Origin of the sequence: Celeribacter halophilus (assembly GCF_900114135.1) — a bacterium.
Taxonomy (GTDB): Bacteria; Pseudomonadota; Alphaproteobacteria; order Rhodobacterales; family Rhodobacteraceae; genus Celeribacter; species Celeribacter halophilus.
In genome coordinates, this window is sequence record NZ_FORY01000004.1 from 257,818 (window position 1) to 271,859 (window position 14,042).

Annotated in this window: 10 protein-coding genes, 1 tRNA gene and 3 pseudogenes; 5 read left to right on the forward strand and 9 right to left on the reverse strand. The window is 56.7% G+C overall.

The features are described from left to right. Positions 1 to 244: 244 nt before the first annotated feature. The 8 genes from BM152_RS05835 to BM152_RS05870 all read right to left on the reverse strand — a co-directional run bounded on the left by BM152_RS05835 (position 245) and on the right by BM152_RS05870 (position 10,371). On the reverse strand, positions 245 to 613 hold the full coding sequence (locus BM152_RS05835; protein WP_066601278.1) for a response regulator: 369 nt from the start codon (positions 611 to 613) through the stop codon (positions 245 to 247). Further along, positions 610 to 2,589, reverse strand: a complete 1,980-nt coding sequence (locus BM152_RS05840; protein ID WP_082715306.1) for an ATP-binding protein — start codon at positions 2,587 to 2,589, stop codon at positions 610 to 612. Before BM152_RS05840 ends, BM152_RS05835 begins: the two co-directional genes overlap by 4 nt. Positions 2,590 to 2,592: 3 nt before the next feature. After that, positions 2,593 to 3,549, reverse strand: a complete 957-nt coding sequence (locus tag BM152_RS05845; protein WP_066601273.1) for a response regulator — start codon at positions 3,547 to 3,549, stop codon at positions 2,593 to 2,595. A gap of 10 nt (positions 3,550 to 3,559) precedes the next feature. Further along, on the reverse strand, positions 3,560 to 4,969 hold the full coding sequence (locus tag BM152_RS05850) for a hypothetical protein (protein ID WP_066601272.1): 1,410 nt from the start codon (positions 4,967 to 4,969) through the stop codon (positions 3,560 to 3,562). Further along, positions 4,966 to 6,855 carry a glycosyltransferase family 2 protein gene (locus BM152_RS05855; RefSeq protein ID WP_066601269.1) on the reverse strand — a complete coding sequence of 630 codons (1,890 nt, stop codon included), beginning with the start codon at positions 6,853 to 6,855 and terminating at the stop codon, positions 4,966 to 4,968. Before BM152_RS05855 ends, BM152_RS05850 begins: the two co-directional genes overlap by 4 nt. A gap of 6 nt (positions 6,856 to 6,861) precedes the next feature. Next, the gene (locus tag BM152_RS05860) at positions 6,862 to 8,823 is read right to left on the reverse strand and encodes a cellulose biosynthesis cyclic di-GMP-binding regulatory protein BcsB (RefSeq protein ID WP_066601261.1); all 1,962 of its coding nucleotides are present in this window, start codon (positions 8,821 to 8,823) and stop codon (positions 6,862 to 6,864) included. Beyond that, a complete protein-coding gene (locus tag BM152_RS05865; RefSeq protein WP_066601260.1) occupies positions 8,820 to 9,185 on the reverse strand; it encodes an Hpt domain-containing protein in 366 nt (121 codons plus the stop codon). The genes BM152_RS05860 and BM152_RS05865 overlap by 4 nt, the downstream gene beginning before the upstream one ends. 346 nt (positions 9,186 to 9,531) lie before the next feature. Continuing rightward, positions 9,532 to 10,371 carry a LysR substrate-binding domain-containing protein gene (locus tag BM152_RS05870; RefSeq protein ID WP_066601259.1) on the reverse strand — a complete coding sequence of 280 codons (840 nt, stop codon included), beginning with the start codon at positions 10,369 to 10,371 and terminating at the stop codon, positions 9,532 to 9,534. Between the two features lie 116 nt (positions 10,372 to 10,487). Here BM152_RS05870 and BM152_RS05875 point away from each other — a divergent pair, with 116 nt between their 5' ends. Then, a complete protein-coding gene (locus BM152_RS05875; RefSeq protein ID WP_066601258.1) occupies positions 10,488 to 11,624 on the forward strand; it encodes a TDT family transporter in 1,137 nt (378 codons plus the stop codon). On the opposite strand, the pseudogene BM152_RS18790 reads toward BM152_RS05875, so the two are convergent. Further along, positions 11,621 to 12,389, reverse strand: a pseudogene (locus BM152_RS18790) (IS5 family transposase). The gene BM152_RS05875 and the pseudogene BM152_RS18790 overlap by 4 nt on opposite strands. Before the next feature lie 242 nt (positions 12,390 to 12,631). Between BM152_RS18790 and BM152_RS05890 the strand changes: the two are divergent. From BM152_RS05890 to BM152_RS19700, 4 genes and pseudogenes are all read left to right on the forward strand, one after another. Further along, positions 12,632 to 12,709, forward strand: a tRNA-Arg gene (locus BM152_RS05890). A gap of 248 nt (positions 12,710 to 12,957) precedes the next feature. After that, positions 12,958 to 13,431 (forward strand): hypothetical protein, encoded by a 474-nt coding sequence (locus BM152_RS05895; protein ID WP_066601251.1) that lies wholly within the window; start codon positions 12,958 to 12,960, stop codon positions 13,429 to 13,431. A 19-nt stretch (positions 13,432 to 13,450) separates the two neighbouring features. Continuing rightward, positions 13,451 to 13,513: pseudogene (locus BM152_RS19695) on the forward strand (hypothetical protein); the annotation flags it as partial. Between the two features lie 258 nt (positions 13,514 to 13,771). Next, positions 13,772 to 14,042: pseudogene (locus BM152_RS19700) on the forward strand (IS3 family transposase); the annotation flags it as partial.

The window sequence follows — 14,042 nt, forward strand, 5'->3', positions numbered from 1 at the left end:
CCTGCCCCTCACGGGATAGGGGCACGGCAAAGCTCGTTCCCAATGTTTGCCTCCTTGCGCCCATTCCGAACGAGGAAATGCAGTGGGAGCAATCAGTGGTATTCTGATGCATTGCCAACACGTTAGGACAGGATGAGACATCGTTTCTCACAGGTGACGGCAAGATAACAAGGAAGTGAAGTGCCTTCGCGCGTCACAGGCAGAGAACATTCAAATGTCGCGTCAAACCCACGGGGCCGCAGTCCTATTCCGCTCCCAAAAGCTGTCGCAGATAGCCTGCCAGTTTGACGGGCTTAAAAGGCTTGTGCAGAACACGATCCGCCCCCAACGCCTTGAGCTCCTGTTCCGTCTCTTGGGAAGTTTTCGCCGTGCACATGACAATTTTCGTGGTCTTGTGCGCCGGAAGGCTGCGCGCGGTGCGGAGGACTTCTTCTCCATCCGGCGGCAGCATCATCACATCAAGAAGGATCGCATCGAAGGTTTCCGACTTCAGGATCTCAATGGCCTCGGCACCACCGGACGCGAAGGTTGCGTCGATATCCTCTTCGACCATCAAAGCGATTTCAATCATCTCACGGATATCGGCCTCGTCATCGACAAACAGAACTTTCATGCGGTTTTCTCCGTTGCGGGCGCAGCGGGGCGTTTGAAGGTGACATAGAAAACGGTGCCCGTGTCCTGTTGCCCGTCTTCCTCCGTGCGCGTTTCAAAGGTAATCTGGCCGTCCTGCCGCTCGACCAGTTGCTTGGTGATCGCAAGACCAAGGCCCGTGCCGCTCATCTGCACACCGCGCCCATGCAGCGGCGTGGTAAAGCGTTCATAAAGTCGATGGCGGGCGGCTTTCGGGATGCCCGGCCCCGCATCGCGCACATAGAATGTGACCTCGTCACCCGTCTCCTGCGCGCCGATCTCTACGATCCCCTCGGGGCGGGAATATTTGATCGCATTCGAGATGAGGTTCGAGAAAATCTGCTGCAACCTGTCCGGATCAACAAACACATCGCCGGAGACAGAAGCGATGCGTTTTAGTTTCACACCTGTGGCTACGCCATAGCCGGAATTGGTCGAAATGGCTTCTTCCAAAGCAGTCTCCACCGAGACAGGTTCAGCATCCACATGGAACTTCCCCTGATCAATGGCTTGCAATGTCAGGATGTCATTTACCAGCAAAAGCAAACGGTCCGCATTGCGCGAGCCCATCGCCAGCAAACGCCTTGCAGGCGCAGGCAGGCTCTCGGCATATCTGTTTTCCATAAGCTCCAAGGCACCAGCAAGCGAGGTCAAAGGTGTGCGCAATTCGTGGTTGATGGAGGTGATAAAATTGGTGCGCGCCGCTGCGAGCCGCTCTTCGGCCGTGACATCGGTGAGCACACAATAGGCAATTTCCTGATCGCCGGTTGTCAGCTTCATCACTCGACATTGCACCGCTTGATCCGGCTGCGTCTCGTCAGTTTTGATGCGATGTACTTCGAAATCACTGTTGATATCCGAAAACTCCGGCAGAAGCGTGCGCAGTCGTGCAACAGCCGCTTCGTTCTGTTCCGCCCCCAAAATTTCACGCGCCATCTTGTTGGTGCGGTTCAGGGTTCCATCTTCGGAAAAGATAACGATTCCGTCTCCGACATTGTCAAAAATCGTGTTGAATTCACGCTGCGCGGCGACAATGCGGTAGTTATCCTCTTTCGAACGATGCAATCCGGTCGCAAGTTGAACGGACTTCGCCTTCAGGCTGATGGCCATACCGATTGCTGTGGCAAACAGTATGATCGCAACGGCGATAAAGCCGGCGGTTCGAAAATAGAAGGCTGACATGACGGCATGTTTGCTGCGGCTGACATCAATCGTCAGCCCCAGCGAGGCAATCTCTCTGGTGGCGCTGATGATGGTCGAGCCGATTTTGCGCGGGGCTTCGTTTGAATGGAATGCCGCGGCTCCGTTCGAGGCCTGAATATCGACATGCAGATCAGGTGGAAACTCGGTCAAAGTCAGAAGGTCCGAGAAATATTCTTCCCCCAAGGACGAAACGATCACGCCAAGCACCCGCCCATAGGGCGAAACCACCGGCCAAGCAATTGGCGTCACACGCCGCCCGCTTCCTCGCGCGATCAAAGGCACGCCGACGGCATATTCCCCCTCCCCCAGACGTAGAGCCTCCCGGAAATACTGACGATCTCCAAGATACCGCCCACTGAGGTTATCAACCGAAGCCCAGATCACATTACCATCGGGGGCAATTAGGACCACGCTATTGATCTGGTCGATTTCCTCTACGGTCTTGCGCAACAAATCACCATAGCGGCTTTCGATCTCTTCCGTCGTCCCGAGTTCCGCCAGAGCGATTTGGTCAATCATGCCCCACATATGCAAATTGGCGACAGCCAGCGTGGACTCCACCGATTGCTCAAGCAATTCAGCGATATAGGCAAGCTGATCTCCGGATTCATTTACCGTGCGCTTGTAATCGGAGCGCACCAAAAGGGTGATCCCCGCAACGAACACCACCACAAGAGACAAGACCAAGGCGATAAACACACGGCCGCTATCTGGCTTTCCGTGGACCGTGTAGGGTCTGTTGAACATATGGCTCATAGGTCAGGCGTCATTCCGTTGGGGTGTCAGGACAGTTATGGTCTGAAGCTGGCCCGTCTCACACACGTTCTCCACCAATTGAATGGCTTTTCCAAGGCGGTGACCAATCGTGCCGGTTTGTTTCGGCGCGAGAACCGCGCTGATGGACACAGGTGTCTTTTCCCAAGTGCCCGGTGTGATGATTTGTGCGGTCTGAACAGCCTTGATGAAAGACTGTGCCCGCGCACGCAGATCATCCTCGGAGGCGCTCGGGCTTGCAAAACAGAACAGGCCCTCCTCCCAATGCACGAAGTTTTCTCCAGCAGAAATCGACACTTGAGCCAAAGCCTTTGCCGTGGCCTGAATGACCTCCGCCTTTTGAAAGTCTGTCAAAGCCCGCTTTTCGCATAGGCTGTCGATCTTCAGAACCACCAAGCCCAAATCGGACTGTGCCTCCGGCGACATAGCTCTAAAATCCGCTTGCAACCCTGCCTGACTGCCAAGCATTACATGCGAGACCTCTGATTGCGACGCGCTTGCAGCCCCCTGCCCAGCGCGTCTAGTGTCGCGATGTTCGATGGCACGTCGGCGATCCAGTTCGGACTTGAGACGCAGACAACTACGCATCCGCGCTTGCAACTCGATCCGGTCAAACGGCTTGGTCACATAATCATTCGCACCGGCCATAAACGCGCTGGACAGGGCGTCCATATCTTTGCGACTGGTCAGCATGATGATCGGAATATCGCGCCATGCGTCAATCACCCTGATCCGCGCGCAAAGCTCGATCCCGTCGATCTCCGGCATCATGATATCCATCAGGATCAAATCAGCCTCGGCCTCTCCGCTCTCGATCGCCTCAAGGGCCGCACGCGGATCCATAAAGCTGACAACATTTTCGAAGCCCAGTTCAGCCAGATTGCTTCGAATAAATTCCTGAGCAACATCAGAATCATCGACTGCCATGATGCGTTGGCTCATTTACGTCCCCTCACGATTCAATCCTCCTAAAAACCCGCCACCGATCATTCATGAAAACCTCTTCATAAAATGCTAACCGACCGTTCTTCAGTTCGGGAAACCGGCGCAAAATGCGGTCTTCTTCGATCATGCCGCCCTGCATATTCGGCACAAGAACATAGCGGGCTTGCAGTCTCCCCCCCTCCAACGCCCAATCGTAAATTGTTTGGCCGGAGACTAAGAGCCTATGTATATCATCAATTTGCGGCACGATCTCTGGGTTTCGCTCCACATCAACCATGATACCGTCTTTATCTTCGAGAAAGGCGGCAAGATCACGGGTCGCAGCGTGATCCCCGATGATGTCCCCTTGCATTGCGGCCACCCAGTTGCGGGTCTCTGACACCGGATTGGCGCGCAAGGAAACCACCCCCAGCGCGACCCCAAGCGCCAGAAGCGCTACGACAATCGGTTCGCGAAGTGCTAGCGCGGGCCAGAAGCGGATGGCAACAACCAGCACCGCCAGCATCGGGGCAAGAGCCAGTGTCGGATCAGATTCCACATGCCACACGCTGTTGAGCAGGTAAGCGCCAAAAGTCGCACCGAAGGCCGCTACCAGCGGCATGACATAATGCGGAGTGAAAAGACTGCGCAGCGCAGCAACGAGTGTCAAAGGAACAAGACCCGCGAGGATCACAAGATGGTTCTGCATCGAGATCGGCACGGGTTCTTCGGTCAGCAAGGGCACCAGCACACTGTCAAAGACGCTGCTGATGAAAGCCATAGACAGGATCGCCGCCACCACAGGGTAAAACATCGCAAAGAGATAACCGATTGGCGAGGCCACCAGCATACTGGGACGTGCGGCGACGACCATGAAGGGCAAGGCACCGAGGCCGATCAGCAAACCATAGCTGTTGGACAGAGACACAATCAACAGGCCAACGGCGACTTTCATCATATCTGGCGCATTGCCGGAGAGCCGCAAGTTGACGATCCCTCGTGCGAAAATCCATGTGCCAATCAGGGTAAGAACCGCTTCCGGCCCCTCTGCCAGCACACGCAGGAAAAACGGGTTGAGCGCGAGCAGAACCAGCGCGAGACAACAGGTGAGAACCGAAATCCCGCCATTTGTGCGCAGATTGTCATACCACATCACCAAGAGCCACGCGCCAAGGCCAGCGGACAGAAGGAAGGGGATCGGAACCTCGGTCCCTCCGGTGATCCATTGCAGAGCAATAGAGAGGACAAAAGGCAATGGCGGAAAGAACGCATCGGTCGAATTGAAACTGGCCGGCCCGTCCACCTGCATGATCGCCTTGGACCAGAGCATCACAGCTCGCGCGGAAATGAACCCGTGCGCCTGCGCCCATGCAAGGCTCAGCAAAAGCATGGGAAACAGCATGACAAACACTGCCAGACGTCCGGAGATCCGCATCATCCCTTGGCCTCCTCAACATCAGCACTCGCTTCGGCCACTTCATTGGCAGTGTGTTTGGACAGACCGTGCTGGGTCTTTTCCCAGTAGAAGGGATTGAACACCAGTTGCGACAGCGCTTTGTAGGAGGCAATGGTCATCAGCACCCAATATCCAATGACCGTCACGCCCCAAGGAGCCAGATAGGTCCAGCGTCGTCGGAATGGCGCCACCATCGTCAGATAGATCAGAAGCGCATTGCCGGCTAGAAGGTTCAGCATGGACAGGTAAAGCACCGGCAGCGGGAAATAAGGTGAGATGATATCCTCGCCAAAGATCATCCAAATTGCGAAAACCGCCCAGAACACCGGATTGAGCAGACCGGACAAAAAGGTGCCACCAATAAAGAAAACAAAACCAAACACCCCCGCCGGACCAATCGAGCGCCACAAATGTATGGGACGGCGGCTATGAACCAAAAAGGTCTGCATATAACCTTTGATCCAGCGCGACCTCTGACGGATCCAGTTGGGGATGGAGACATTGGCCTCTTCGAAGGTGGTGGAATCGATTACCCCCACACGGTAGCCCTTTTGCGTCAGGCGAATGCCCAAATCCGCGTCTTCCGTCACATTAAACGGATCCCAAGCATTCAGCTCGCGCAGCACATCCATGCGAAAATGGTTCGAAGTGCCCCCCAAAGGGATCGGCACTTTCAGCCGTTCCAACCCCGGCAGCATGAGATCGAACCACAGAGAATAGTCCAGCGTGAACATCCGTGTCAGCCAGTTCTCACGCGCGTTGTAATAATTCAGGCGACATTGGATGCAGGCGGTGTTGTCGGGCGACTGGTTGAAGGCCGCGACGACCTTTTTCAACTGGTCCGGCTCGGGCTTGTCCTCGGCATCGAAAATGACCAGAAAATCCCCCTGCGAATAGCGCAGCGCGAAATTGCAGGCTTTAGGTTTGGTCTGCGGGTGCGAGGCAGGCACACGGATGATTTCAAAGACGCCTTCGAGGTTCAGACTCCGCGCCGCCTCGATGGTCTCGTGATCGCCTTCTTCAAGGACAATCTTGATGTCCAGCTTGGCCAAGGGATAGTCCAGATTGCGCAGCGCCTGCGTCAGGATCGGCAACACTTCGGGCTCACGGAACATCGGGACCAGAACTGTATAGGTGGGCAAATCCTCATCGCGCAACAGGCCCGCTTCCGCCGCAATGGCGCGCGAAGAGGACTCTTGCGCCGCCCCTCCGACCCAGACAAGCACGGCCTTAAACAGGAAATTCCCCGTGTAGAACACCGTCAGAAGCACGTTGAGCACGATCAAGGTCGGGACAGGAGCAAAAGCAATCCCCAGCAGGAAGATCGAAAGCAGCAGATAGAGCACCAGAATCTGCGGCGGCGTGATGACCTGTTGGGCGGACATCTCGGGGTCAATCTCGGCCAGTGCGAACACCGCCTCATGGGAATGTTGCTCACGGAACGCACGTTGCAGCGACCACGACAAATCGAAATGCGAGGCAATCACCATGTGCACGCGCGGCCCGTAGGTCTTGCGCACATAAAGTAGGGTCTCCGGTCCCGGACGCGCCGTGGCAACAGTCAGAACGCCGTCACTCTCCTTGATCGGAACGGTCATCCGGTCGTTCATCATCCGCGGGTCATATTTGCGGATCAGTGTGTCATCAGGCCGATGCTCCATGAGATCGACCAGCGGCAAATCATAGTGATAGGACAGCTGTTCATAGAGTTGGTCAGAGGTGATCCAGCGGCGCGACAAGAGCACCTTGACCAAGGACACCCCCCAGTCACGGGCATGGTCCTCCGCCGTCAAAAGCTGATCGGGAGACAAAATCCCCCGATCCAGCAACAATGTGCCAATCGCTTCGCTTTCGGCATCAAGCGGCATCTTGATCTATGTATCCGTTGAAGAAGATGAACGACGACGGCGGTATATCCTCTGGAAGGCTGCCAAAACGATCAGGGTCAAGGCCAGCCACAACCCGCCCACGATCCACGGACGATACTGATCGAGAATCTGCTTCAGGTTGGTGCGGTCGGGATAGACCACCTCAATCAGAGGGCTGCCATTCGTGGATGTCGCAACGATCACGCCTTCTTCCGCAATCAGGGCCACATCCCCGCGATCCAACACAAAAGGCGTCTGCGCAGATGTCACTGGCGCAGGGCCGCTTCCGGGACGGACCCAAAGGCCATGCACCCCGTTGCGCGTCACGATCTGCACAATGCCGAGACGGTCCAAGGCTTCGCCGTCGAACATCACATTGCCTGCTCGGTCGCGGATTTCGATCCGGCCTCCGTCCACCGTGATCAGCGGATCGCCATCACCGGGGTTGGTATCAGAAAGGATGATAAAGGGCGTGCCTGCCTCAATGTCAGTCAAGGCATTGCGCGGAATGATCGGCGCTTGGTCGGGAACCATTGTGCCCGCCACATTGCCGAGCCACGGCAGCACATCGCTATGCGACAGCCCCATGTCAGGATCGACAAAAATCTGTGCGCCGCTCTCGAACTCCTGACGCAGTTGATAGAACTGATCGGTCCCGCCAGTCGCCTCGGAGAGGATCAGCTTGCTGCCCGGCAAGACCTGCGCGGGATAGGATTGGGGCATCTCTCGACAAGCACCGCTCGAAACCTGACGCTGGATCAGCACGCGCAGCGCATTGTCCCGACCGACAACGCCCGAAGGCACAGAGAGTTTCACACGTTCCGGCTCCCCCTTCGCTAAGGGGCGCGAGCCGAGCAAAGTGTCGTTGAGATAGACGGTCGCCGTTGCCCCCGCACCGGACGGATCAAGCCCCGCCGCGAGTATCAAGTCAACTTCGGACACGGTCTTGCCGACAGGAAGGTCAGAGGACTGGAACGGGACTTGGAATTGCGTCGACGATGCCACAAGCCTTGCTTGCAGATCCGCACCCAAATCCGTCAGCGCCAAAGCGTCTGCGTCAAAGGCACCGCCAGAGATGGCGCCCGTCACACTCGTAGGAGCGTCCGCCAGTTCGGCCCAGTCGGAGGAGATTTGCCACAGTCCGATCTGGGGATCGGTTCCGCGTAGATGCAAAACGGGTTTCCCGCCCTCCTGCACGACTTCCATTTCGCTGGCCGTGCCCGATGTGGTGACGTCCAAGGCAATCACACCGGTCTCCCAGACATAGCTGCTTGTGTCGACAGGCTCCGTCCCGAAACGCACGCCGCCTTGCTCGGCCCCGAAGAGGGTTGCCGCACGCACTGCTGCCGCCAAGCCCGCCATCTGGTCGCTTTGTGGCATCTGCACATAGATCTGCGCAGGACGCAGCTCGTTGAATTCCCAAGGCGTGTCGATCTCGTCAGCGGCAAGTGTCAGGGACAACGTCGAGTCCGGCGAAATTTGGATAAAGTCGCCAGAGGCCCGCTCGTCGATACAAACAAACTCGGAGAACCCACCGGAATAAGACAAGGTCACGGCCACAAAACCGCCGCGCAAATCGTCAGGCCGGATCGAAACAGGCACGGAAAGCCGCCCCCCCTCCTCCGGCAAGCCGACCGAAGCAGCGATGCGTTCACCGATCCGGACCTGCAAGAACCGCTCTACCCCGTTTGTAGCCCCGTGCTCGAAATCGAGGCTCAAGAAACCGTCGCGCATCGGAGCCTCATCAAGCACTGGAAAATAGACCGTCGCTTCGCCCGACAGGCGGCTAAAGGCGAAGCCATCCCGAAATCCCAAGTCCCGCAAGGATGTGTTGCGGATCAGGGTGTTCCCCATGCGTGAGGGCGCAGCCGCAGCGGCGCCTTCATTTTGGGTCAAGGAGGTGGTTTGCGCCTGTGCGCCGAAGGCCAGAATACAGAGCGAGACGGTTGCGAAAAGAACGTGTTTCATGTCGGTCTAAATTGCTCTTTCAATTGAACGGCGACAGCTTGAGCTTGCTCAATAATCGCGTCTAATTCGTGTTTCTCTACATCAGTCAGTTCGCTTTGCGCCGCATCAACCCGCTCCGCGATATGCACCGCCGGACGCACGGCACTTTCCAGCACCTCAATCTCCAACATTGCGGCGCTTCCTGCCATATCGTGGAAAAGGCGGTGGATCGTGCGCACATGACTGTCGCGCGTGCCCTCCTCCGGCGCGGATTTGAGCGCGGTCCGGATTTCCTCGAACCGTTCAGCCAGACTGTCCACAAACCGCAACCGGATATGTGCGATACGGTCCTCGTAGGGCAGGTCTTCCATCGGGTCACTCATTACTCGGTTCCGTTTGTCTGGGGATTGCGGGTGATCGACAAAACATAGGGGCTAATGCTTTATATCTGCTGAATGACCGGCCAGAGCGCCGATAGTTCCGGCGGAGAGGTGTAACCAGTTCACGTCCGCGCAGTGAATTCAGGTGGCTAGGAGGTTAACGCACGGTCAATTCAACCTTAACGCGAGATTCTCGGTGTGGCAACGAAGGAATGACGTTTTTTGCAATAGCCTTGCAACGCGGGCTGGCTGTGAAAGCCCACGACATCAATATGTTGCATGGCACCCCTAGGAACCTGCGCTGCTGCCTCACGAAATGCCTTTTCACATCAATGCAGGGATTTGATGCCTATTTCAGCACATAATCCAGAAATGCCTGCGCCGCGCAACTGACATGGCGCTGGTCGGGGCGCAGGGCATAGAAGCGGCGTGGCGGAATCGGGACATCAATCTCCACCAACTGTCCCGCAGCGAGCGGGACTTTTACGACAAGGCGAGACAAGGCAGATACGCCACTGCCGGCAATGACCGCAGCGCGCACAGCTTCGTTGGATGGCAGTTCCATCCGCACATCCGGCACAATCCCGACCCTGTCCAACGCCTGTTCGAGCACCGCCCGCGTCCCCGACCCGCGCTCGCGCATCACCCATTTGGCGGCGGCCAGCTCCGCAACCGGCGTGGCGGACACCACCACAAGCTGATCTTCCGCCGCAGGCAACAGAGTAAAGGCGGGCGAGCTGACCTCATCCTCGACAAAGCCCAGATCAGCAGCGCCTTCAGTGATGGCCTGCCCTGCATCATGGGTGTTCATGATCTGCAAATGCAGTTCGATGCCGGGATAATCTTCGTGAAAACCCTGCATAAGCGGAGGCAGCCAATAGTTGGCGACAGTCTGGCTGGCGACAAGCCGCACCCGTCCGCGCTGTAACCCTGCCGATGCCGCGAGAAAGGCGACAGCGTCCTCGGCCCGCGCAACCACCGCCCGCGCCTCCGGTAGAAAGTCACGCCCCAGTGCGGTCAAGGCGATACCGCGCCCAACACGGTCGAACAGTCGCACATCATGACGCTCTTCCAGCGCGGCGATGGCAGCACTGGTGGCCGACTGGGTCAGGTTCAGCGCCCGTGCCGCGTCTGTCATATGTTCCCGTTCCGCGACGGCGATGAAAATACGAAGCTGTTCGAGGGTCATGCTCTGCCTTGCCAACAAATCTTGCCGATCAATCGAAAAACCCGATCATAATGACAGCTTAAATCCGTTAGATTGATCAATCAAGCTTCGCTATCTCCTCCTCAAGGAGATTCACCATGACCTTTCAAAACACGCGCACCAACGACTGCTCACATCGCCCGCTCAATCAACTCCAACACCCTCGTGAAGTGATCCGGCAATTCACCCCGAACTGGTTTGCCGCCACAATGGGCACGGGCATTCTGTCCATTGCACTCTCTAAAACGCCTTTCTTTGCTCTTGGTGAGGCTCTGTGGCTGTTCAATATCCTCCTCTTCACTCTGTTCAGTGTCTTGCTTATCGCCCGATGGGTCTTATTCTTTGGCGAAGCCATGCGCGTGTTCAATCACCCTGTTGTCTCCATGTTCTTCGGCTGCATCCCGATGGGGCTGGCCACGGTCATAAACGGATTTCTCATCTACGGGACCGCTCACCTCGGAGAGACAGCCGTCCACATTGCAGAGACCCTTTGGTGGATTGACGTCGGCTTGTCTGTCCTGTGCGGCATTGCGGTCCCCTATCTGATGTTCACCCGACAGGATCATAGCGTTGAACAGATGACTGCTGTCTGGCTCCTGCCGATGGTGGCCGCAGAGGTCGCCGCAGTCTCTGGTGGATTGCTGGCCCCGCATCTTGTTGCGCCGCAGATGCAAATGATGGTCTTGGTCCTGTCCTATGTGCTCTGGGCGCTGTCCGTGCCGATTGCTATGGGTGTGATCGTCATACTTCTTCTCCGGCTTGTCCTGCACAAGCTTCCCCATGCCTCGATGGCGGCGACCAGTTGGCTGGCGCTCGGCCCCATCGGCACCGGCGCACTCGGTCTGATGACCTTGGGCGATGCCGCTCCGGCTATTCTGAGCGCGCAGGGGCTTGAGCAATATAGTGCGACGTTCACCGGCGTTGGCCTGATCGGCGGGCTGCTCCTGTGGGGCTACGGCCTCTGGTGGCTCTCCATGGCGACACTCATCACCCTGCGTTACCTTCGTGAGGGCCTGCCCTTCAACCTTGGTTGGTGGGGCTATACATTCCCGCTCGGCGTCTTCTCGGTTGCCACGGTCAAAATTGGTGTTGACCTACGCGTCGCTTTGATCGGAGGGCTGGCCGCTGTCCTGATCGGGGCTCTCGCAGTTATCTGGCTCATCGTCGGAACCCGCACAGCCCTTGGCGCATGGCACGGCACCCTCTTTTCCTGCCCTAGCCTGTGTCAGGACTAGGCAGCAGACTCATAAAATTCGATCCAGAGCCTGACGGATGCCAGTTTGATCATCGACATGAAATTTCGTGATGTTTTCTCGTATCGGGTTGCTATGCGGCGAAACGAGGCTTTCAGTCGCCCAAAGAACCGCTCGATTCTGTTGCGTTCTCGGTAGATTGCCGCATTAAATTCCGCGGGCAGTTTGCGGTTGCTCTTGGAAGGTATCACGTCGATAGCGCCCTGCTCCCAGATCATGTTCCTGATCCAGTCAGCGTCATATGCCTTGTCCGCCAGCACAAATTGACCGGGCTGCAGCTTGTCGAGCAGTGTCTTGCACGGCGGTGCATCATGGGCCTGGCCGGGCGTCAATTCATATCGGATCGGTAACCCGTCCTGATTGGTAAGTGCATGTATTTTCGTCCCTAACCCGCCCCGTGAACGACCTAAACAGCGGCGCGGGTCTTTTTTTGAGCGTGGTGGCAGAATGATGCGCCCGCACGCTGGTCCCATCGACCATCACCATGTCGACGTTGTGAGCGTCGGCAATGGCCTCCATGATCCGGTCCCAGTGGCCCGCATAGCTCCACCGGTTGAAGCGGTTGTAGACCGTAGTCGGCGGGCCGTATTGTTCGGGGAGATCAGCCCAAGGAATGCCGGTGCGCAGGACATAGAAAATGCCATTAATCACACGGCGGTCATCAACGCGTTTTTTGCCCCTTGTCTTGTTGGGCAAGACCGCCTTGATGAATTCCCATTCAAGATCGCTCATGTCGGACCGTGCCATTCGTCTCCTCCCATACTATGTCCGTCCGGAAGTGAATCACAAGACTATGCTATTAAACAAGAATTAATGAGTGTGCTGCCTAGCCGCCAACAGCCTCGCACCGATCCCGAATTGCATGGCCTTCCCACGTCAAAAGGCCATGCGCCACCATATATCAAAGGAAAATTCACGAAGCTTGCGTCACGAAAGACTACCAAGTTGACAAGGATAGGGAATTTGGCAGATACAGCCACCACAAGTGCGGGCCGTTAGCTCAGCTGGATTAGAGCAGGGAACTTCTAATTCTCAGGTCGGGGGTTCGAGTCCTCCACGGCTCGCCATTTTTCATGATAGTGTAGATGGTGTCGTCCGACACGGGAATTACGTCTTTACGACAAAAGTCGGGTTTTTGAACTAATCCCCGCTGGAACAGTTTTCGGGCTCCCTTCTACTCTTGCTCGACGATCCCGTTTCTAAAAGGATTGCTTTGCTGCCAATTAGGCTGTTTCGGCGTACTGCGTGAGTTGGTGCTTGATGTGCGCACTTATGGAGGTCTTGAGATCGCTCTCGCAGAGCGGCACTGGACATCATGGGGCCAAACATCGCTCTGGACCACGTCCTGCGCCGCAGAATAGAGCTTTTCAAACAGATCACCGCGGGCCGCGGCCAGAAGTTCATCTCGCTCGGCAATGAGCGCCTTGACCTCTTTCTGCCCTTCCCTAATCGCCGCCGCGTCGTGGATTCCCAGTGTCTCCAGAGCAGTGATGACTATAATAGCCGTTTCAAGTTCCTTACGCTTTTCGCCACCTTCCGCTGTTTTGATGGCTTCCTTGATGGCATCAAAGTCTATTTTCTCCTGCGCCTTATCGCCGAAGTGTCCCTTGAGAAGTTCGACATTGCCGAGAGCCAGCGCGACCTCGGTAGTGTACTGGTCCAGCCTGTCTACATCTTCCAGTGGCTTTCCCCCTCAGTCAGGATAGTTGCCGGTTGGTTTTCAAACTTTCATAATGGTCTGAGGACGGCGGAGAACGGATACGAACGTGGCTTATTCAAGAGAGCGTAAGGCATCAGTGATTGCGAAGATGCTTCCCCCTCACAACTTATCTCTGCGGCAACTTTCACGGGAAGAAGGGATTTCCGAGGGAACATTGTCGCGCTGGCGCGCAGAGGCGCGCGCTCAAGGCAAACTTCTTCCCGACGGCCAGTCAGGCCCAAAGGGATGGACTGCACGTGACAAGTTTGCGGTGGTAGTCGAAACAGCAGCGCTGAATGAAGCCGAGTTGTCGGAGTATTGCCGAGAGCGAGGCTTGTACCCGGAACAGATCCAGACTTGGCGCGCAGCGTGTGAGCGGGCCAATGACTGGGATCAGGCCGCCAGCCGTCAAATTGCGAAAGAGACGAAGGGCGACAAGAAACGCATCCGGGAGCTGGAACGCGAACTCTTGCGTAAGGAAAAAGCACTGGCAGAGACCGCCGCGTTGATGGTGTTGCGAAAAAAAGCCAATGCGATCTGGGGCCAGTCGGAGGGAGAGGACGAATGACCTCTGCTTCGGATCGCAAGAAGATTGTTTCCCTCATTGATGAGGCTATGGCGGCAGGCGCACGTCAATTCAGGGCCTGCGCCGAGTTAGGGCTTGATGCACGGACAGTCCAGCGGTGGAAATCCCCTGACGG

Bases quoted from the DNA above. Each gene is read 5' to 3' on its own strand.
- BM152_RS05850 (WP_066601272.1), bottom strand. From the start codon at position 4,969: ATGATGCGGATCTCCGGACGTCTGGCAGTGTTTGTCATGCTGTTTCCC.
- BM152_RS05835 (WP_066601278.1), bottom strand. From the start codon at position 613: ATGAAAGTTCTGTTTGTCGATGACGAGGCCGATATCCGTGAGATGATT.
- BM152_RS05875 (WP_066601258.1), top strand. From the start codon at position 10,488: ATGACCTTTCAAAACACGCGCACCAACGACTGCTCACATCGCCCGCTC.
- BM152_RS05860 (WP_066601261.1), bottom strand. From the start codon at position 8,823: ATGAAACACGTTCTTTTCGCAACCGTCTCGCTCTGTATTCTGGCCTTC.
- BM152_RS05895 (WP_066601251.1), top strand. From the start codon at position 12,958: ATGGGGCCAAACATCGCTCTGGACCACGTCCTGCGCCGCAGAATAGAG.
- BM152_RS05855 (WP_066601269.1), bottom strand. From the start codon at position 6,855: ATGCCGCTTGATGCCGAAAGCGAAGCGATTGGCACATTGTTGCTGGAT.
- BM152_RS05865 (WP_066601260.1), bottom strand. From the start codon at position 9,185: ATGAGTGACCCGATGGAAGACCTGCCCTACGAGGACCGTATCGCACAT.
- BM152_RS05840 (WP_082715306.1), bottom strand. From the start codon at position 2,589: ATGAGCCATATGTTCAACAGACCCTACACGGTCCACGGAAAGCCAGAT.
- BM152_RS05845 (WP_066601273.1), bottom strand. From the start codon at position 3,549: ATGAGCCAACGCATCATGGCAGTCGATGATTCTGATGTTGCTCAGGAA.
- BM152_RS05870 (WP_066601259.1), bottom strand. From the start codon at position 10,371: ATGACCCTCGAACAGCTTCGTATTTTCATCGCCGTCGCGGAACGGGAA.